The following is a 16,580-nucleotide window of genomic DNA, read 5'->3' as shown; positions in this document are numbered from 1 at the left end:
CCGCAGCCCTCAGCAGCACCGCCCCTGCGCGCTCCGCTCCTTGTGGTCGGCCCGGTGCCGCTCGTACTCCCGACGGGTCATGGGCGTGCACCCCTCGGCCTCGCAGCGGGCGAGGTAGGCGTCCCACTTGGCCTCGCCGGTGACCTCGCGGAGGTACCAGCGGACCCCGCGGGCCGCCTCGAGGAGCCGCCCGGTCACCGGTGCGCCCCGACACGTTCGCGGCGCGACTCCTCCCACTCCCGCACCGCGGCCTTCTCCTCCTTGGTGGCGAAGAAGTCCGACGGTGCGACGATCGCCGAGGGCTGGTGGGGCACCTCGGTCGTCGGCAGCCCACCGGTGCGCCACCCCTTGAACCAGATGACCGCGGCGTTGGCGACCACCACGAGCGTCAGGATCGCGAAGGTCGCCTGGAGGACGCCGTTGACCGTCGAGTTGAAGATGATCTGGTCCATCTGGCCGGCGTCGGTGGCGGGAGCGAGCACCTCGCCCTGGTCGGCGGCGGTCCGGTAGGTGTCGGCCTGCTCGAAGTAGCCGATCGCCGGGTTGGAGGAGAACACCTTCTGCCAGCTGGCGGTCATGGTCGTCGTCAGGTCCCAGGCGAGCGCGATGCCGGGCACCCAGGCCCACTTCGCCTTGCCGTGCTTGATCAGCAGCGTCACCGCGAGCGTCAGCGCGATCGCCGCGAGCAGCTGGTTGGTGATGCCGAACAGCGGGAAGAGCTGGTTGATCCCGCCGAGCGGGTCGGTGACGCCGATGTAGAGCAGGCCGCCCCACAGCCCGACGACGACTGCGCTGGCGATCCAGGCGCCCGGACGCCACGAGGTGTCGCCGAACTTCTTCCAGACGTTCCCGACGGTGTCCTGGAGCATGAACCGCCCGACCCGGGTGCCGGCGTCGACGGCGGTCAGGATGAAGAGCGCCTCGAACATGATCGCGAAGTGGTACCAGAACGCCGCGAGCCCGCCCCCGAACGCATCCGTGAAGACCTGGGAGATCCCGAAGGCCAGCGTCGGCGCGCCGCCGGTCCTCGACACCAGCGTCTCCTCCTCCACCGCCTGTGCGGCGGCGGTGAGGTCACCGGCGGAGATCGTGAACCCCAGCCCGTTGACGAAGTCGGCCGCCGTCCCCGGCTCGCCGCCGGTGGCGCCGGCCGGTGCGTTCATCGCGTAGTAGAGCCCCTGGTCGATGACGCAGGCCGCGATGAGCGCGCTGATCGCCACGAAGGACTCCATCAGCATCCCGCCGTACCCGATCATCCGGACGTGGGACTCCTTCGCGACCATCTTCGGGGTCGTCCCCGAGCTGATCAGCGCGTGGAACCCTGACAGGGCCCCGCAGGCGATCGTGATGAAGACGAACGGGAAGAGCTTGCCGGCGAACACCGGGCCGTTGCCCTCCGCGGCGAAGTCCGTCACCGCCTCGTTCTGCAGCACCGGCGCGGCGATCACCAGGCCGACTGCGAGCAGCACGATGACGCCGATCTTCATGAAGGTCGACAGGTAGTCGCGCGGGGTCAACAGCATCCACACCGGAAGGATCGAGGCGACGAAGCCGTAGACGGCGAGGGAGATCGTCAGGCTCTCCTTCGACAGGGTCAGCGCGTCGGCGATCCCCATCTCCTCGACGTAGCTGCCGCCGATGATCGCGAGCAGGAGCAGGGCCACGCCGATCCCGGTGACCTCCATGACCCGCCCGGGCCGGAGGTAGCGCACGTAGAACCCCATGAACAGCGCGATGGGGATCGTCAGCGCGATCGAGAAGACGCCCCACGGCGACTCGGCCAGCGCGTTGACCACGACCAACGCGAGCACCGCCAGGATGATGATCATGATGCCGAAGACGGCGATCAGCGCGGCCACGCCGCCGACGATCCCGATCTCCTCGCGGACCATCTGCCCGAGGCTCTTGCCGTCGCGGCGCATGGAGAAGAACAGGATCACCATGTCCTGGACGGCGCCGGCCAGGATCACCCCGACGATGATCCAGATCGTGCCGGGCAGGTAGCCCATCTGCGCCGCGAGCACCGGGCCGACGAGCGGCCCCGCCCCGGCGATCGCCGCGAAGTGGTGGCCGAACAGCACCCGGCGGTCGGTCGGGTCGAAGTCGACGCCGTTGTCGAGCCGCTCGGCCGGCGTCGCCCGGGTGTCGTCCACCCCGAGCACCTTCGTGGCGATGAACCGCGAGTAGAACCGGTAGGCGATCGCGTACGACGACAGGGCGGCGAACAGGATCCACAGGGCCGACACCTCCTCCCCGCGGGAGAGGGCGAGCACCGTCCAGCAGACGGCGCCCACCACGGCGATCCCGCCCCAGAGGGCGATCGAGGCCGGGGTCATCCGGGGCCGGCCGCCGGGGGCCGTGCCAGGTCGGGTCTCGGTGGTCGTGGACATCGCGTTCCCCTCTTGCGGGCAGGGGTCATCGGAGGTGTGACCTGCCTCGCCCTTACCCACTTCGCGTCGCTCACACCACACCCGCCCCGGGCGTCTCCTGCTGGCCCGACGGCTCGGGTGCGGTGGTAGCGGTGCTCGACCACGTGCACCCGTGCGGCCACGGCCTCGATCCTCTGATCCCTAGCCGCGCTCGGCGAGCAGCACCACCGCGTCGACGACGTCGCTCCCGAACATCTCGGGGTCGTTGTGGCCGACGCCCTCGAGGACCTTGTCCTCGACCAGGTTCCGCGCCCCGGCGGCCACCTCGGCGCTGAGCCCGGTCGGCACCACGTCGTCGGCGCTGCCGCGCACCACGACCACCGGTACGTCGCTCTCCCGCACGTGCGCGAGCACCGGGAACCGGTCGCGGAGCAGCAGCCGGACCGGGAGCCACGGGTAGTGGTGGGCGCCGACCGCCGCGAGCTCGGTGAACGGCGAGCGCAGCACCATCCCGGCCGGCGGGTGCCGGATCGCCAGGGCCGCGGCCACCCCGGTGCCGAGCGACTCCCCCAGGTACACCGTGCGGTCGGCGGTGAAGCCCCGCTCCTCGAGCAGGGCCACCGCTGCGTCGGCGTCCTGGGCCAGCCCCTCCTCCGAGGGGTCGCCCGCGTTGCCGCCGTACCCCCGGTAGTCGACGAGCAGGACCGTGAACCCCTCGTCCTGCAGCAGGTCGGCGAGCCCGACCCGTCCGGCCCGGTTGCCGCCGTTGCCGGGGAGCACGAGCACCGCCCATCCGCGGTCGACCGCCGCTCGCGGGTGGACCAGCCATGCGCCGAGCTCCAGCCCGTCGGCCGTGCTCAGCGTGACGTCCTCCGCTCCGTCGAGGACCCGTGCGGCCTCACCCACCGGAGCCGGGTCGGGGAAGTAGATCAGCTGTCGCTGGAACGCCCACAACCCTGCCAACCCCACACCTCCCAGCACGAGCAGCACCAACGCCGCCCGCCCGATCCTTCGCGGCCACGACGCCATGACCCAAGTCTGCCGCCGCCGTACGCTGCTCCCGACGTACGACCTCTCGTGGACGCCCTGGTTTCCGACGTACGGACGGTTCCAGTTGCTGGAACCGTCCGTACGTCGGGAACGGGGCTGCGAGCTCAGCGGGTCTCGAGCCGGTACCGCTGCACCAGCCGGATGCCGACGACCGCGAGGGGCGAGAAGGCGACCAGGACGCCGGCGGCAGCGGCGAGCGGCAGGGTGGCGCCCCAGACCATCAGGCCGACGAAGCCCAGCACGTAGACGCCGATCGTCCACCAGCCGAGGACCCCGGCGCGGGCGAGGCCGGCGAGGACCACCACGATGCCGAGCATCGCGAAGATCTCCGTGCCCTTCCAGATCGGCAGCAGCGACGCGTCCTGCACGTGCCGGAAGACCGCGACGGCCTGCTCCTCGGACAGCAGCCGTCCGGTGGCGGCGTTCCACCAGTCGCTGAGGACCATCCCCGAGACGTTGAGGCAGCCGAGGCAGGTCATCAGCGCACCGACCACCACCATGCCCAGGCCGCGGGCCCCGCGGACCAGCGACGGGGCGGCCAGGACGCCGACCCCCAGGAGGAGGTTGGCATAGTGCAGGAACAGCGCCGAGATCTGGGTGTTCGTGAGGTCCCGGGCCATCGAGGCGATGTAGTCCGCGTCCTTCATGCTCTCGGAGTCCGGCGAGAACACCATCCCCGCGGACCAGCAGAGGACACCGGCGACGAGGGCGATGCCGCCGGCGAGCTTCATGGAGCCGCTCCAGCGCGGTGACGCGTCGGCGCGGTCGGGAGTGGTGACGGGCGATGCGGTGGTGGTCATCAGGTCCTCCTGTTCGGGTGGCGCCGTCCCTCGGCGACACCGGAACTCTCCGGCCGCGCCAGGTCACCCCGCCTCGCCCGTGACGCACCGACCTGCCTCCGTCGTACGGCGGAAGGCGACGGCGTCTCCCCTCCCCCTCGTGGCGGATCACAGGGCGGAGGTCCCGCCCCTAAGGTGACGCCATGAGCCGCCCGGACAGTCGCACGAGGCTGCGCGACCCGCGCCTGTTCCCGCTCGTCGCGGCACCGATCCTCACCGCGCTCGCGCTGACGGAGTCGTGGCTCGACACCACCTACCGCGTCGACTTCGCGCCGCTCGCGATCGGTGCGTTCTGGATCGGAGCCGGGTTCCTCCTCGCTGCGCGCTACCCGGCCGCGGCGCCTGTCCTGGTCGCGCTCTTCTACCCGCTCACCGCCGCGCTCGGCGGCCCCGGACCAGGAGGCTCGGGGCTCATCGCCACGCTGCTCGCCGTCGGTTGGGCGGGGTACGCCGTCTCCGCGCGCGCGTCCCTGGTCGGCACCCTCGGGGCGGTCGTCGTCTTCCTGGCCACCGACGCCGCGGTGCACGACGGGATCAGCTGGGACACGATCTTCTTCCCGGCGGTGTTCCTCCCGGGCCGGTGGGCCGGGGCGCTCGTCCGGCGGGAGCAGCAGCGCTCCGCCCAGCTCGTCGAGCTGACCGCCGTCCTGGATGCCCAGCGCGAGGCGACCGCCCACGCCGCGGTGGTCGAGGAGCGCACCCGGATCGCGCGCGAGGTGCACGACGCGGTCGCCCACTCGGTGAGCGTGATGACCCTGCAGGTCGGCGGGTTGCGCCGCCAGCTCGAGGACGTGCTCGCCGACCGACCCACCGAGCGTGAGGTCATGCTGGGGATCGAGCGGCTCGGCCGGCAGTCGGTCGAGGAGCTCCGCTCGCTGGTCGGCATCCTGCGCGAGTCCGGGACCGGCGAGCCGGCGGCGGTCGTCCCCTCCCTCGCCCGCGCCGAGGAGCTCGTCACCGACGTCCGCGCGGCAGGCCTGCCGGTCACGCTCGTGGTCGACGGCGAGGCGGCGGCGCTGCCGAGGGCCCTGGACGTGACGGCCTACCGGATCCTGCAGGAGGCGCTCACCAACGTCCTGCGCCACTCCCCCGACGCGGTGACGACCGTGTCCGTCCGCCACGCCGCCGACGCCGTCGAGATCGCCGTCGAGAACGAGCGAGCCCGGGTGCCCGTCGCCGTCGGCGCGAGCGACGTGGGCGGCCACGGCCTGGTGGGCATGCGGGAGCGCGCAGCGATGTTCGGCGGCACCCTCGAGGCGGGCCCCCGTGGCGACGGCGGCTTCCGGGTGCACGCCCGGCTGCCGCTGACGGGCAGGTGGCGGTGAGCGCGCCGGTCCGGGTCGTCCTCGTCGACGACGAGGCGATGGTCCGGGTCGGGCTCCGGATGGTGCTGACCGCCGAGCCGGACATCGAGGTGGTCGGCGAGGCGCAGGACGGCGCGGCGGCCGAGCAGGCCGCCGCCGAGCTGCGCCCTGACGTCGTGCTCATGGACATCCGGATGCCCGGTGTGGACGGGCTCGAAGGTGCACGCCGCGTCCTGGCCGCGGTCCCCGAGACCCGGGTGGTGATGCTGACGACCTTCGACGAGGACGCCTACGTCGAGGCCGCGCTCCGGGCCGGGGTCAGCGGGTTCCTCCTCAAGGTCGCGCCTCCCGAACGGCTCATCGACGCGGTGCGGACGGTGGCCTCGGGTGGTGGGCTGCTGGACCCGACGGTCACCCTACGGGTCATCGAGTCGTTCGCGAGCGCCTCGCCGCTGCGCACGCAGCCGGCCGCCGAGCTCGCCGCGCTGACCGAGCGCGAGAAGGACGTGCTGCGGCTGATCGCCAAGGGGATGTCGAACGCCGAGATCGCCGCCCGGCTCTACGTCGGCGAGGCCACCGTGAAGACCCACGTGTCGGGCGTGCTCACCAAGCTCGGGCTGCGCGACCGGGTCCAGGCTGTGGTCGCGGCGTACGAGACGGGGCTGGTGCGGCCGGGCGAAGCCTGACTCAGAGCTCCCGGACCACCCGCGCCGGGTTGCCGACCGCGACCACGTTCGCCGGCAGGTCCTTCGCGACCACGGCACCGGCACCCACGACGGTGTTCTCGCCGATCCTCACGCCGGGGCACACGATCGCCCCGCCACCGAGCCACACGTTGTCGCCGATCGTGATCGGCTCCGCGCTCTCCCACTTCTGCCGCCGCGACTCGGGGTCGACCGGGTGGGTCGGGGTGAGCAGCTGCACGTTGGGGCCGATCTGGACGTCGTCGCCGATGGTGATCGCGGCGACGTCCAGCGCGACCAGCCCGAAGTTCACGAAGGTGCCGCGACCGATGGTGAGGTTGCTGCCGTAGTCGACGTACAACGGCGGCCGGACGACCGTCTCCTCGCCCACGGAGCCGAGCAGCCGCTCGAGGAGCTCGCGCCGACGGGCCGGCTCGCGGACCGAGGTGGCGTTGTAGGCCTCGAGCAGCTCCATCGCCGCCTCGTGCAGCGTGCCGACCGACTCGTCGGCGATGTAGGGCTCCCCGGCGAGCATCCGCTCCCGCATGCTCCGCTCGTCGCTCGTCATGCGCCGACCGTAGCGAGCCGGCGGTGTTCCCGGCCCGAGGCGGGGTACGGGGTGACCACGGGCAACCCGAGCACAGGAGGTGGAGATGGCGGTCACCGCCTTCCAGGACCTGCCACTGGCCGACCGCGACCGCGAGTGGGACGGCGGCGCCGCCGAGAAGCGCGTGCGCGAGTGGGCCGGGGCGAACGACGAGCCCAACGAGAAGTACCGCGACGCCCACGTGTGGTACGACGCGGACAAGAAGGAGAACTTCACCGGCTACAAGCTCCTCGTCGCCGACGTCGTCGACGGGAAGCTGAAGGCCGTCCCCCGCGGCGTCATGGCCGCGGGCAACATCATGCAGGGCGCACGCGGAGGCATCGACCTGCCCGACAAGGACATCGACCGGGTGAAGAGCCACCTGGCGAAGTACTACGCCAAGATGGGCGAGGACGCTCCCTGGGAGAGCTGACCGGGAGGGAGGTGGTCGGCCATCGCCCTCGCCGTCTGCGTGCTCCTCGACGCACGGGGTGACGCCGCCGTACGCCGGTTGTGGCGGCGGCTCGAGGACGGCGGCGTCCCGACGCTGCTCACCCACACCCACGGCCGCCACGTCCCGCACCTGTCCTACGCGTCGCTGCGGAGCTACGACCTCGACGCCGTCCGCGACGCGCTCTCCGCCCTCCCGGCCCGCGAGCCGGTCGAGCTGCGGTTCGACGCCTTCGGCACCTTCCGCCGGAGCCGGTGCTGGCTGGCCCCCGCGGTGACGGCGGAGCTGGCGCAGCGGCAGGAGATCGTCGCCACGGCGTGCGCGACCACCGGCGCGGAGCTGCACCGGCACTACGTCCCGGGCGACTGGGTGCCCCACCTGACGCTCGCGCCACGGCTCCACCTCGACCAGCTCCCCGCGGTCGCCGCCGCCGTCTACGACGTCCTGCCGCTGGTTTCCGTAGGCACCAGCGTGGCGCTGGTCGACACCAGCACCGGCATGCGCCACCCGCTGCCGCACGTCGTGTGAGCCACGGCCGCACAGCCGTCTGCCACGATCGGGACATGGAGCAGACGACGCCCCCGGTCCGTGCCTGGCTCTCCGACATGGACGGCGTGCTCGTCCACGAGGAGGAGGCGATCCCCGGCGCCGCGGACTTCGTCCGGACGTTGCGCGAACGGGAGCTGCCGTTCCTGCTGCTCACCAACAACTCGATCTACACCGCCCGCGACCTCCAGGCCCGGCTGGCCCGGGGCGGCATCGAGGTCCCGGAGGAGTCGATCTGGACCAGCGCGCTGGCGACGGCCCAGTTCCTCGACCAGCAACGGCCGCAGGGCACGGCGTACGTCATCGGCGAGGCGGGGCTGACCACCGCCATGCACGGGATCGGCTACGTGATGACCGACCAGGACCCGGACTACGTGGTCCTCGGCGAGACGCGCACCTACTCGTTCGAGGCGATCACCACCGCGATCCGGCTCGTGGAGCGCGGCGCCCGGTTCATCGCGACGAACCCGGACCCGACCGGGCCGTCGGCGCAGGGGCCGATCCCGGCCACCGGCTCGGTCGCCGCGCTCGTCACCCGGGCGACCGGCGTGGCGCCGTACTTCGTGGGCAAGCCGAACCCGCTGATGATGCGCTCGGCGCTGAACCGGATCGACGCCCACTCCGAGACCACGGTGATGGTCGGCGACCGGATGGACACCGACGTGGTCGCCGGGCTCGAGGCCGGGCTGCGGACGATCCTGGTGCTGACCGGGTCGACGCGGCGTGAGGCGGTCGGGCGGTTCCCCTACAAGGCGACCCACGTCTTCGACTCGGTCGCCGACCTCGTCGAGCTGATCGACGAGTGGGGAGGGTGAGCAGCCCGGCTCGACCCGTTCGAGTCAGTCGGTCCAGCGCTCGGGGTGCTCGCGCTGCGACTCCCCCTCCATGCCGTCCCAGAGCAGCTCGTCGGGGATGTTGAGCAGCGCCTCGCCGAAGCCGGCGATCAGCTCCTCGTGGCGCGGCGTGAGGTCGTAGGTCCGCACCTGGTCGGTGGTGGGCTCGATCCCCGCGCTCGAGGTGCCGGTGCGCCCCGACGGTCGGTGCTCCCCCTCGGGGGCGGTGGCCTTCTCGGCCGCGGCCCAGGCGTTCTCCGCCCGCACCCGCAGCCCGGCAGTCGCCTCGGCGAGCACCTCCACCTGGAGGTTGCCGCCGCGGATCACGTCCTCGATCCGGTGCGGGCCGAGGAAGATCACCTCCGTCGTCCCGCAGTTCGTGCACCGCGCCTCGACGTGGTTGCAGCGGCTGTCCTTGACGTAGATGTGAGCGACCGCGTTCGCCTCCCGAGCACGGTAGTCGCCATGACACCTGTCGCACGTGAACGTCATGGTGGCACCTCCCGCGAGGATCATCGGCCACCGGACGCCCGACGTGAGCCGCCTGAGGTCCCGCCGCGTCGAGGCTGGTCCGGAAATGGTCCGAACGGCCGTGGAGCACCGGTCCACCCGGGCCATCGGCGAGGTGACGCTTGGGCGTTGCAACCAGTCCGTCCGTCCTTCCCCTGCCGGGCCGGTTGACCCGGGTCGATGGGGGTACGGGTCGGCACACCGTCCCCTGCCGAGAGGTCCTCATGCGTGTCGTCGTGACCGGTGCGAGCGGCAACGTCGGGTCGGCGCTGCTGCGCCGACTGCACGCCGACGGCGGCCACCAGGTCGTCGGGCTGGTCCGCAGAACCCCGGAGCCCACCGACGACGTGCCGCCCCACCTCGCGGCGGTCGACTGGGTCCCGGTCGACCTCAGCAGGGAGGGCAGCGCCCCCACGTTGTGGCAGGCCTTCGAGGGGGCCGACGCCGTCGTCCACCTCGCCTGGGGGTTCCAGCCGTCGCACGACACGGCGTACCTCGAGGAGCTCGGCACCGGCGGCACCCGCCGCGTGCTCGACGCCGTCGCGGCCGCGGACGTGCCGCACCTGGTGCACATGTCGTCGGTCGGCGCCTACTCGGCCAAGCGCGACGACCGGCCGGTCGACGAGAGCTGGCCGACCGACGGCATCCCGACCTCCTGGTACAGCCGCAGCAAGGCCGCCGCCGAACGGCTCCTCGACGCGCACGAGCGCGCGGGGACCACGACCGTGCTCACGCGGCTGCGGCCGGGGATCGTCGGGCAGCGGTCCGCGGGCAGCGCCCTGCTGCGGTACGGCGTCCCCGGGTTCGTCCCCGGCCGGGCGCTGTCGCTCCTCCCGGTGCTCCCGGTCGACCGCGGCCTCACGATCCCGCTGGTGCACAGCGACGACGTGGCCGACGCGATCGTCCGGGTCCTCGACCGCAAGGCCGCGGGAGCGTTCAACCTCGCCGCCGAACCGCCGCTGACCGCCGCCCGGATGGCCGAGGTCCTCGGCGCCCGCCTGGTGCACGTCCCGAGCGGCGTGCTGCGACCGGTCGTGGCCGCGAGCTGGAAGGTCCACCTCCAGCAGGTCGACCCGGGCTGGCTCGACATGGGCTCGACGGTGCCGCTGCTCGACTGCGGCCGCGCCTTCCGCGAGCTGGGCTGGACGCCTACTGTCGACGCCATGACGGTCTTCCGCGAGGTGGTCGACGGCATGCGGGACACCGCGTCGGACCGCACGCCGGTCCTGCGGCCCCGGACGGTGCTGGGACAGGCACGCGAGGCGTTGCGCCGCGGGCCGGTCAGCGAACGGCAGCGGCCCTGAGCCCCTCGGCGGCGCCGGCGCGCGCGCACGGTGGCGGCGCGACCGCAGCGGCCCTCCTCACCGCGGCCCACGGCGGTCCCGCGCTCGCCGTCACGGCGATCGCCGCGCTGCTCGCGACCGCGTCCAGCCTGGACCCCACGACCGGGGTGGTCGTCACTACGGCCGTCCTCGCCGGGCAGCTGACGATCGGCTGGGGCAACGACCTGCTCGACGCCGCACGCGACCGGGCGGTCGGCCGCACCGACAAGCCGCTCGTCGACGGCCGGCTGACGCCGCGGCTGGTGCGCGGCTGCCTGGTGGCCGCCGCGGTGGGGTGCGTGGCGCTCTCCCTCGCAGCCGGCTGGCGCAGCGCCGTCGTCCACCTGGTGCTCGGCGTCGGCGGCGGCCACGCCTACAACCTCGGGATGAAGGCGACCGCCTTCTCGTGGCTCCCCTACGCGGCCGCGTTCGGCGCGTTGCCGGCGGTCGTCTCGCTCGCCGGCCCCGACCCCGCGGCGCCGGCCTGGTGGACCGTCGCTGCCGCCGCCGCGCTCGGCGTCGGTGCGCACTTCCTCAACACGCTGCCCGACCTCGACGACGACGAGCGCACCGGCGTGCGCGGGCTCCCGCACCGGATCGGCGCGACGGCCAGCCGTGGCGTCGCCACCGCGCTGCTCGTCGGCGCCTCGCTCGCCACCGTGCTCGGCCCGGTCGACACCCCCTCGTGGGGGTGGGCGGTGCTCGTCGTCGTCGGGGCGCTCGGCGTGGTGACGCTGCTCGGCCGCGGCAAGGCGCCGTTCGCGGCCGCCGTGGCGATCGCGCTGGTCGACGTCGTGGTCCTGGCGGTGGTGGTCGGATGACGGGGCTCGAGCACGTCGACGTCGCGGTCGTGGGCGCCGGACCGGCCGGCGCCACCGCTGCCCTCGGGGCGCTGCGCGCCGACCCGCGGCTCCGGGTGCTGCTCCTCGACCGCGCCGACTTCCCCCGCGACAAGCCCTGCGGTGACGGCATCGCACCGCACGTCCTCGACGTGCTCGAGGAGGTCGGCGTCACCGGGCTCCTCGACGACCGGGTGGAGGTCCGCCGGCTCCGGCTCGCGCGCGGCCCGCTGGTCGCCGACCGGGAGATGACCCGTCCGGCGTACGTCGTCCCGCGAACCGTCTTCGACCACCGGCTCGTGGAGGCCGCACAGGCGGCCGGAGCCGAGCTGCGGCGCCACCGGGTCCGGACCGTCGAGCCGGACGGCGGGGGCGTCGTGGTCGACGGCCGCTACCGGGCCTCGGTGGTGGTCGGGGCCGACGGTGCCCACTCGGTGCTGCGGCGGGGGCTGGACGGGAGGAGCGGGCAGATGGCGGTGGCGCTGCGCGGCTACGCCCCCACGCCTCCCGGTCGCGCCCACGCCCAGGTGATCGCGTTCGGGACCGCGCGCCAGCCGGCGTACGCCTGGTCCTTCAACCGCGGCGACGGCTGGTGCAACGTCGGGTACGGCGAGCTGGTCGGCGCCGACCGGCCGACCCGCGCCGCCCTCCTCGAACGGCTCGACGAGCTCCTCCCGGGCGCGACCGACGGCGGCGAGCAGTGGCAGGGGCACCAGCTGCCGCTCTCGGGCTGGCGAGGCGCCGTGCCCGGCCGGGGGCGGGTCCTCCTCGCCGGTGATGCGGCCCGGCTGGTGAACCCGATGACCGGCGAGGGGATCTACTACGCGGTCGCGACCGGCGTGCTCGCCGGGCGAGCCGCTGCCGTGGCGATCGCGGCGGGCGACCCGGAGGGGGCGGCCGCGCGGCACCGCCGGAGCACCCGCAGGCTGCTCGGCAGCCACCTGCGCCACACCGCGGTCGCTGCCCGGATCTGCCGCTCGGGCCGGGCGCTCGACGCCGGGCTGCGCGCCACCGCGGCCGACCAGGAGGTCTTCGACGACCTCGTCGAGCTCGGCCTCGGACGGGGAAGGCTGACCCCGACGATCCTGACCTGGATGACCCGTTCCCTGGCCGGCCACGTGGCGCACCGCGCGACGGCCACGGCCCGGGTCCCCGTCCGCTCCGGAGCACCGTCCGGGCGCGACGTCCCCGCACCCACCGAGGAGGACTGACATGCGTGTGCTGAGCGTGCGAGGCGTGCTGCCCGACCACCGCTACGCGCAGGAGGAGATCACCGACGCGTTCGTCGACACGATCCTGCGCGACACCGTCGACGACCGGGTCGTCCGGCGGCTGCACGGCAACGCCGGGGTGGCCACCCGTCACCTCGCGATGCCGTTGGAGCGGTACGGCGAGCTGGCCGACTTCGGCGAGGCCAACGACGCGTTCATCGCCGCCGGCGTCGAGCTGGGCGGGCGGGCGGTGACCGAGGCCCTGAAGGCCGCCGGGCTCACCCCCGAGGACGTCGACGTGATCGTCTCCTGCACCGTGACCGGCCTCGCCGTGCCGTCGCTCGACGCGCGGGTGGCCGCGGCGATCGGGCTCCGGCCCGACGTGGTGCGCGTGCCGATCGTCGGGCTGGGCTGCGTGGCTGGGGCCGCCGGGGTCGCGCGGCTCCACGACTACCTCGTCGGCCACCCTGACCAGGTGGCGGTGCTGATGGCGGTCGAGCTCTGCTCGCTGACCCTGCAGAAGCAGGACGCCTCGATGGCGAACCTGGTCGCCAGCGGGCTCTTCGGGGACGGCGCCGCCGCGGTGGTCGCCGTCGGCGAGGGCCGCGCCGCGCTGATCGACGGACCGCCCGACACCACGCGGCCCGAGGTGCTCGCCTCCCGCAGCCGGCTCTACCCGGACTCCGAACGCACGATGGGGTGGGACGTCGGCGCAACCGGGCTGAAGATCGTCCTCGACTCGAAGGTCCCGGAGATCGTCCGCCACTACCTCGGCGACGACGTCGACGCCTTCCTCGGCGACCACGGGCTGACCCGTGCCGACGTGGAGTGGTACGTCGCCCACCCCGGCGGCCCCAAGGTTCTCGAGGCCCTCGCCGACGCCCTGGAGGTGGACCGCGAGGCGCTCCAGGTCACCTGGGACTCGCTGTCGCGGATCGGGAACCTCTCTTCCGCCTCTGTCCTCAACGTCCTCGCCGACACCCTCGCCACGCGTCCCCCGCGCCCCGGCTCCTACGGGCTGATGCTCGCCATGGGGCCGGGGTTCTGCTCCGAGCTCGTGCTGATGCGAGCGCCCGAGGCTGCATGAGCGAGCTGCTCTTCACCGTCCTGGTCGCCGCCGTCGCGCTGGAGCGGCTGGCCGAGCTGGTGGTGTCGAACCGCAACGCCGCCTGGAGCCTGGAGCGCGGCGGCGTCGAGACGGGCCAGCGCCACTACCTGGTGATGGTCGTGCTGCACACCGGGCTGCTGCTCGGTGCCCTGGTCGAGGTCTGGTGGCGGCGGCCGGACTTCGAGCCGTGGCTGGGATGGCCGATGCTGGCTCTCGTGCTCGCCTCGCAGGCCTTGCGCTGGTGGTGCATCACCACGCTCGGACCCCGGTGGAACACCCGCGTCATCGTCGTCCCCGGGCTGCCGCTGGTCACCGGCGGCCCCTACCGCTGGTTCTCGCACCCCAACTACGTCGCGGTCGTCGTCGAGGGGTTCGCCCTTCCGTTGGTGCACTCCGCGTGGATCACGGCAGTGGTCTTCACCGTCTGCAACGCAGTGCTGCTCACGGTGCGGATCCGCGTCGAGGAGGCCGCGCTGCGCTCGGCCACGGGGGTCGACGCATGACCGACCTGGTCGTTGCCGGAGGCGGACCGGCCGGCCTCGCCACCGCGCTGTACGCCGCCCGCGCAGGGCTGTCCGTCGTCGTCCGCGAACCCCGGTCCGGGGACCTGGACAAGGCCTGTGGCGAGGGGCTGATGCCCGGGGCGGTCGCGGCGCTCGCCGACCTCGGCGTGACGCCGCCCGGCCGTCCGCTCACCGGGATCCGCTACGTCGCGGGAACCCGCTCGGTCGCCGCACCGTTCCGCGACGGTCCCGGTCGGGGCGTCCGGCGGACCGCGTTGTCGGCCGCCTTCCGGGACGCCGTCGAGCGGGCCGGCGTCACCGTCGAGGAACGCGCCGTCGACCAGGTCGCGATGCACGACGACCACGTGGAGGTCGACGGCACCCGGGCGTCGTACCTGGTGGCCGCGGACGGGCTCCACTCGCCGCTGCGCCGCCGCGCCGGGCTGGAGGGGCGGCCGTTCAGCCACCGGAGGTTCGGCCAGCGGGTGCACTTCGCACGCCGGCCCTGGACGTCGTACGTCGAGGTGCACTGGGCCGACTCCGCCGAGGCCTACGTGACCCCGGTCGGCGACTACCTCGTCGGCGTCGCCGTCCTCACCTCGAGACGTGGCTCGTTCGACGACCACCTCGCGCTCTTCCCGGCGCTCCGCGACCGGCTCGCCGGTGTCGAGCGGGGCAGCCAGGTCCGTGGTGCCGGACCGCTGCGCCAGCGCGCCACCGCTCGGACGGCAGGGCGGCTGCTGCTCGTCGGTGACGCCGCCGGGTACGTCGACGCGCTCACCGGCGAGGGCGTCGCGCTGGCCCTGGCGCAGGCCCGTGCGGCGGTGGACGCCATACTCGCCGACGACCCCGCCCGCTACGAGAGGGAGTGGCACACCGTGACCCGCCGCTACCGGCTGCTGACCGCCTCCCTGGTGGGCGCGACGCGGCTCCGTCCGGTCCGCAGGGCCGTCGTGCCCGCCGCCGACCGCCTCCCCGGCGTCTTCTCCGCCGCGGTCCACACGCTGGCGCGGCCGGCATGAGCGCCGCGACCGGGGTCGAGGAGGTCGTCCTCGTCGACGACGCCGGCAACGCCGTCGGCACCCAGCCGAAGGCGACGGTCCACCACGAGCGGACGCCATTGCACCTGGCGTTCTCCTGCTACCTCTTCGACGCGGACGGCCGGCTGCTGCTGACCCGGCGGGCGCTGCACAAGCCGACCTGGCCCGGCGTGTGGACGAACAGCTTCTGCGGCCACCCCGCACCCGGCGAGGAGATGGCCGGCGCGGTGCGCCGCCGCGGCGAGCAGGAGCTCGGCGTCCGCATCGAGCGGCTGCAGCTGGCGCTGCCGACCTTCCGCTACGACGCCACGATGCCCAACGGAGTGATGGAGAACGAGCTCTGCCCGGTCTTCACCGCGGTCACCCCGGACGAGCTGCGACCGGACCCCGAGGAGGTGGACGCCTTCGAGTGGGTGGACTGGCGGAGCTTCCGCGACGAGGTGCTCGCCGGCACCCGCGAGGTCTCCCCCTGGTGCGTCGAGCAGGTGGCCGCGCTCGCCGCCAAGGAGCTCTCCGCCCCTCCCGGTGAGGCGCCGACCTTCGCCGAGGCGTCCGCCGACGAGCTCCCGGCCGCGGCCAGGCCCGCCGGCTGAGTGGTCCACGTCGGCACCTCGGGGTGGAGCTACGACCATTGGGAGCACCACCTCTACCCGCCCGGCACGCACCCTCGGGCCCGGCTCGACCACTACGTGCGCTCGTTCGGCACGGTCGAGCTCAACGCGTCGTTCTACCGCTGGCCCCGGGACGCCGGATTCGCGAGCTGGCGCCGCCGGCTGCCCGACGGCTTCCGGATGTCGGTGAAGGCGCCGCGCGGCCTCACCCACGGCAAGCGGCTGTACTCCCCCGAGGTGTGGGTGGAGCGGATCGCCCGCGGGTGGCACGAGCTCGGCGAGCGCCGTGGAGTCCTGCTCGTCCAGCTGCCGCCCGACCAGCCCCGTGACGACGCGCGGCTCGGCTGGTTCCTCGACCGGCTCCCGCACTGGTTGCCGGTCGCCGTCGAGATGCGCCACCCGAGCTGGCACGACGATGCGGTGTTCGGCCTCCTCGAGCACCACGGCGCGGCGTACTGCGTGATGAGCGGTGCCCACCTCCCGTGCGTGCTCCGCGCGACCGCCCCCGTCGTGTACGTGCGGCTGCACGGCCCGGACCACGACCACCTGTACGCCGGCTCGTACTCCGACGGCGACCTGCGCTGGTGGGCCGACCGGATCCGCGAGTGGGAGGGCTCGGGCCACGAGGTCTACGCGTACTTCAACAACGACGGCGGCGGCCACGCCGTCCACGACGCCCGCCGGCTGCAGGCTCTGCTCGGCTGACCCGTCGAGCCGCCCCCCCCGGGGGGCCCCCCCGGGGGGGGCCGGACCACCACCCCCGGGGGGGGGGGAC

19 protein-coding genes are annotated in these 16,580 nt (G+C 73.7%); 13 read left to right on the top strand and 6 right to left on the bottom strand.

Annotation, left to right across the window (positions count from 1 at the left end; all coding sequences use genetic code 11):
• Positions 1-9 precede the first annotated feature (9 nt).
• The 4 genes from FIP57_RS03675 to FIP57_RS03660 form a co-directional block, all read right to left on the bottom strand.
• A complete protein-coding gene (locus FIP57_RS03675; RefSeq protein ID WP_148572097.1) occupies positions 10-198 on the bottom strand; it encodes a YbdD/YjiX family protein in 189 nt (62 codons plus the stop codon).
• Positions 195-2,390 (bottom strand): carbon starvation CstA family protein, encoded by a 2,196-nt coding sequence (locus tag FIP57_RS03670; protein WP_148572095.1) that lies wholly within the window; start codon positions 2,388-2,390, stop codon positions 195-197. Before FIP57_RS03670 ends, FIP57_RS03675 begins: the two co-directional genes overlap by 4 nt.
• 180 nt (positions 2,391-2,570) lie before the next feature.
• Positions 2,571-3,398, bottom strand: a complete 828-nt coding sequence (locus FIP57_RS03665) for an alpha/beta hydrolase (protein ID WP_148572094.1) — start codon at positions 3,396-3,398, stop codon at positions 2,571-2,573.
• A 125-nt stretch (positions 3,399-3,523) separates the two neighbouring features.
• A complete protein-coding gene (locus tag FIP57_RS03660; protein ID WP_148572092.1) occupies positions 3,524-4,219 on the bottom strand; it encodes a hypothetical protein in 696 nt (231 codons plus the stop codon).
• A 182-nt stretch (positions 4,220-4,401) separates the two neighbouring features.
• On the opposite strand from FIP57_RS03660, the gene FIP57_RS03655 reads away from it, so the two are divergent.
• Together FIP57_RS03655 and FIP57_RS03650 are read left to right on the top strand one after the other, a co-directional pair.
• Complete coding sequence (locus FIP57_RS03655) at positions 4,402-5,583, top strand: sensor histidine kinase (protein ID WP_148572090.1); 1,182 nt, start codon at positions 4,402-4,404, stop codon at positions 5,581-5,583.
• Positions 5,580-6,248: a response regulator gene (locus FIP57_RS03650; protein WP_148572088.1), complete on the top strand. Its 669-nt coding sequence runs from the start codon at positions 5,580-5,582 to the stop codon at positions 6,246-6,248. Before FIP57_RS03655 ends, FIP57_RS03650 begins: the two co-directional genes overlap by 4 nt.
• Position 6,249: 1 nt before the next feature.
• On the opposite strand, the gene FIP57_RS03645 is transcribed toward FIP57_RS03650, so the two are convergent.
• Positions 6,250-6,813 carry a sugar O-acetyltransferase gene (locus tag FIP57_RS03645; RefSeq protein WP_148572086.1) on the bottom strand — a complete coding sequence of 188 codons (564 nt, stop codon included), beginning with the start codon at positions 6,811-6,813 and terminating at the stop codon, positions 6,250-6,252.
• 85 nt (positions 6,814-6,898) lie between these two features.
• Between FIP57_RS03645 and FIP57_RS03640 the strand changes: the two genes are divergently transcribed.
• The 3 genes from FIP57_RS03640 to FIP57_RS03630 are packed head-to-tail and all read left to right on the top strand — an operon-like array spanning position 6,899 to position 8,643.
• Complete coding sequence (locus tag FIP57_RS03640) at positions 6,899-7,264, top strand: hypothetical protein (RefSeq protein ID WP_148572084.1); 366 nt, start codon at positions 6,899-6,901, stop codon at positions 7,262-7,264.
• Positions 7,265-7,303: 39 nt separating this feature from the next.
• Positions 7,304-7,810, top strand: coding sequence for a 2'-5' RNA ligase family protein (locus FIP57_RS03635; RefSeq protein ID WP_203231042.1), 507 nt, complete (start codon positions 7,304-7,306; stop codon positions 7,808-7,810).
• 35 nt (positions 7,811-7,845) lie between these two features.
• Positions 7,846-8,643, top strand: a complete 798-nt coding sequence (locus FIP57_RS03630) for an HAD-IIA family hydrolase (RefSeq protein WP_148572080.1) — start codon at positions 7,846-7,848, stop codon at positions 8,641-8,643.
• 24 nt (positions 8,644-8,667) lie between these two features.
• On the opposite strand, the gene FIP57_RS03625 is transcribed toward FIP57_RS03630, so the two are convergent.
• Entirely contained in the window at positions 8,668-9,153 is a 486-nt protein-coding gene (locus tag FIP57_RS03625) for a hypothetical protein (protein WP_148572079.1), read from the bottom strand.
• A 242-nt stretch (positions 9,154-9,395) separates the two neighbouring features.
• Between FIP57_RS03625 and FIP57_RS03620 the strand changes: the two genes are divergently transcribed.
• From FIP57_RS03620 to FIP57_RS03585, 8 genes are read left to right on the top strand one after another with little or no spacing between them, the layout of a single operon-like run.
• Positions 9,396-10,475 (top strand): NAD-dependent epimerase/dehydratase family protein, encoded by a 1,080-nt coding sequence (locus tag FIP57_RS03620; protein ID WP_148572077.1) that lies wholly within the window; start codon positions 9,396-9,398, stop codon positions 10,473-10,475.
• Entirely contained in the window at positions 10,472-11,314 is an 843-nt protein-coding gene (locus FIP57_RS03615) for a UbiA family prenyltransferase (RefSeq protein WP_148572527.1), read from the top strand. The genes FIP57_RS03620 and FIP57_RS03615 overlap by 4 nt, the downstream gene beginning before the upstream one ends.
• Positions 11,311-12,543: an NAD(P)/FAD-dependent oxidoreductase gene (locus FIP57_RS03610; RefSeq protein ID WP_148572075.1), complete on the top strand. Its 1,233-nt coding sequence runs from the start codon at positions 11,311-11,313 to the stop codon at positions 12,541-12,543. Before FIP57_RS03615 ends, FIP57_RS03610 begins: the two co-directional genes overlap by 4 nt.
• Position 12,544: 1 nt before the next feature.
• The gene (locus FIP57_RS03605; RefSeq protein ID WP_148572073.1) at positions 12,545-13,630 is read left to right on the top strand and encodes a type III polyketide synthase; all 1,086 of its coding nucleotides are present in this window, start codon (positions 12,545-12,547) and stop codon (positions 13,628-13,630) included.
• Positions 13,627-14,154, top strand: coding sequence for an isoprenylcysteine carboxyl methyltransferase family protein (locus tag FIP57_RS03600; RefSeq protein ID WP_148572071.1), 528 nt, complete (start codon positions 13,627-13,629; stop codon positions 14,152-14,154). The genes FIP57_RS03605 and FIP57_RS03600 overlap by 4 nt, the downstream gene beginning before the upstream one ends.
• On the top strand, positions 14,151-15,176 hold the full coding sequence (locus FIP57_RS03595) for an NAD(P)/FAD-dependent oxidoreductase (RefSeq protein ID WP_148572069.1): 1,026 nt from the start codon (positions 14,151-14,153) through the stop codon (positions 15,174-15,176). Before FIP57_RS03600 ends, FIP57_RS03595 begins: the two co-directional genes overlap by 4 nt.
• Positions 15,173-15,787: an isopentenyl-diphosphate Delta-isomerase gene (idi, locus tag FIP57_RS03590; protein ID WP_148572067.1), complete on the top strand. Its 615-nt coding sequence runs from the start codon at positions 15,173-15,175 to the stop codon at positions 15,785-15,787. Before FIP57_RS03595 ends, idi begins: the two co-directional genes overlap by 4 nt.
• Positions 15,788-16,510, top strand: coding sequence for a DUF72 domain-containing protein (locus tag FIP57_RS03585; protein ID WP_148572064.1), 723 nt, complete (start codon positions 15,788-15,790; stop codon positions 16,508-16,510). It begins immediately after the preceding gene.
• Positions 16,511-16,580: the final 70 nt, after the last annotated feature.

Source organism: Nocardioides caldifontis (assembly GCF_008087345.1).
Classification (GTDB): Bacteria; Actinomycetota; Actinomycetes; order Propionibacteriales; family Nocardioidaceae; genus Marmoricola_A; species Marmoricola_A caldifontis.
This window is presented reverse-complemented; position numbering and strand designations above follow the sequence as displayed.

Bases quoted from the DNA above. Each gene is read 5' to 3' on its own strand.
- FIP57_RS03670 (WP_148572095.1), bottom strand. From the start codon at position 2,390: ATGTCCACGACCACCGAGACCCGACCTGGCACGGCCCCCGGCGGCCGG.
- FIP57_RS03665 (WP_148572094.1), bottom strand. From the start codon at position 3,398: ATGGCGTCGTGGCCGCGAAGGATCGGGCGGGCGGCGTTGGTGCTGCTC.
- FIP57_RS03660 (WP_148572092.1), bottom strand. From the start codon at position 4,219: ATGACCACCACCGCATCGCCCGTCACCACTCCCGACCGCGCCGACGCG.
- FIP57_RS03655 (WP_148572090.1), top strand. From the start codon at position 4,402: ATGAGCCGCCCGGACAGTCGCACGAGGCTGCGCGACCCGCGCCTGTTC.
- FIP57_RS03645 (WP_148572086.1), bottom strand. From the start codon at position 6,813: ATGACGAGCGACGAGCGGAGCATGCGGGAGCGGATGCTCGCCGGGGAG.
- FIP57_RS03640 (WP_148572084.1), top strand. From the start codon at position 6,899: ATGGCGGTCACCGCCTTCCAGGACCTGCCACTGGCCGACCGCGACCGC.
- FIP57_RS03630 (WP_148572080.1), top strand. From the start codon at position 7,846: ATGGAGCAGACGACGCCCCCGGTCCGTGCCTGGCTCTCCGACATGGAC.
- FIP57_RS03625 (WP_148572079.1), bottom strand. From the start codon at position 9,153: ATGACGTTCACGTGCGACAGGTGTCATGGCGACTACCGTGCTCGGGAG.
- FIP57_RS03620 (WP_148572077.1), top strand. From the start codon at position 9,396: ATGCGTGTCGTCGTGACCGGTGCGAGCGGCAACGTCGGGTCGGCGCTG.
- FIP57_RS03610 (WP_148572075.1), top strand. From the start codon at position 11,311: ATGACGGGGCTCGAGCACGTCGACGTCGCGGTCGTGGGCGCCGGACCG.
- FIP57_RS03605 (WP_148572073.1), top strand. From the start codon at position 12,545: ATGCGTGTGCTGAGCGTGCGAGGCGTGCTGCCCGACCACCGCTACGCG.
- FIP57_RS03600 (WP_148572071.1), top strand. From the start codon at position 13,627: ATGAGCGAGCTGCTCTTCACCGTCCTGGTCGCCGCCGTCGCGCTGGAG.
- FIP57_RS03595 (WP_148572069.1), top strand. From the start codon at position 14,151: ATGACCGACCTGGTCGTTGCCGGAGGCGGACCGGCCGGCCTCGCCACC.
- idi (WP_148572067.1), top strand. From the start codon at position 15,173: ATGAGCGCCGCGACCGGGGTCGAGGAGGTCGTCCTCGTCGACGACGCC.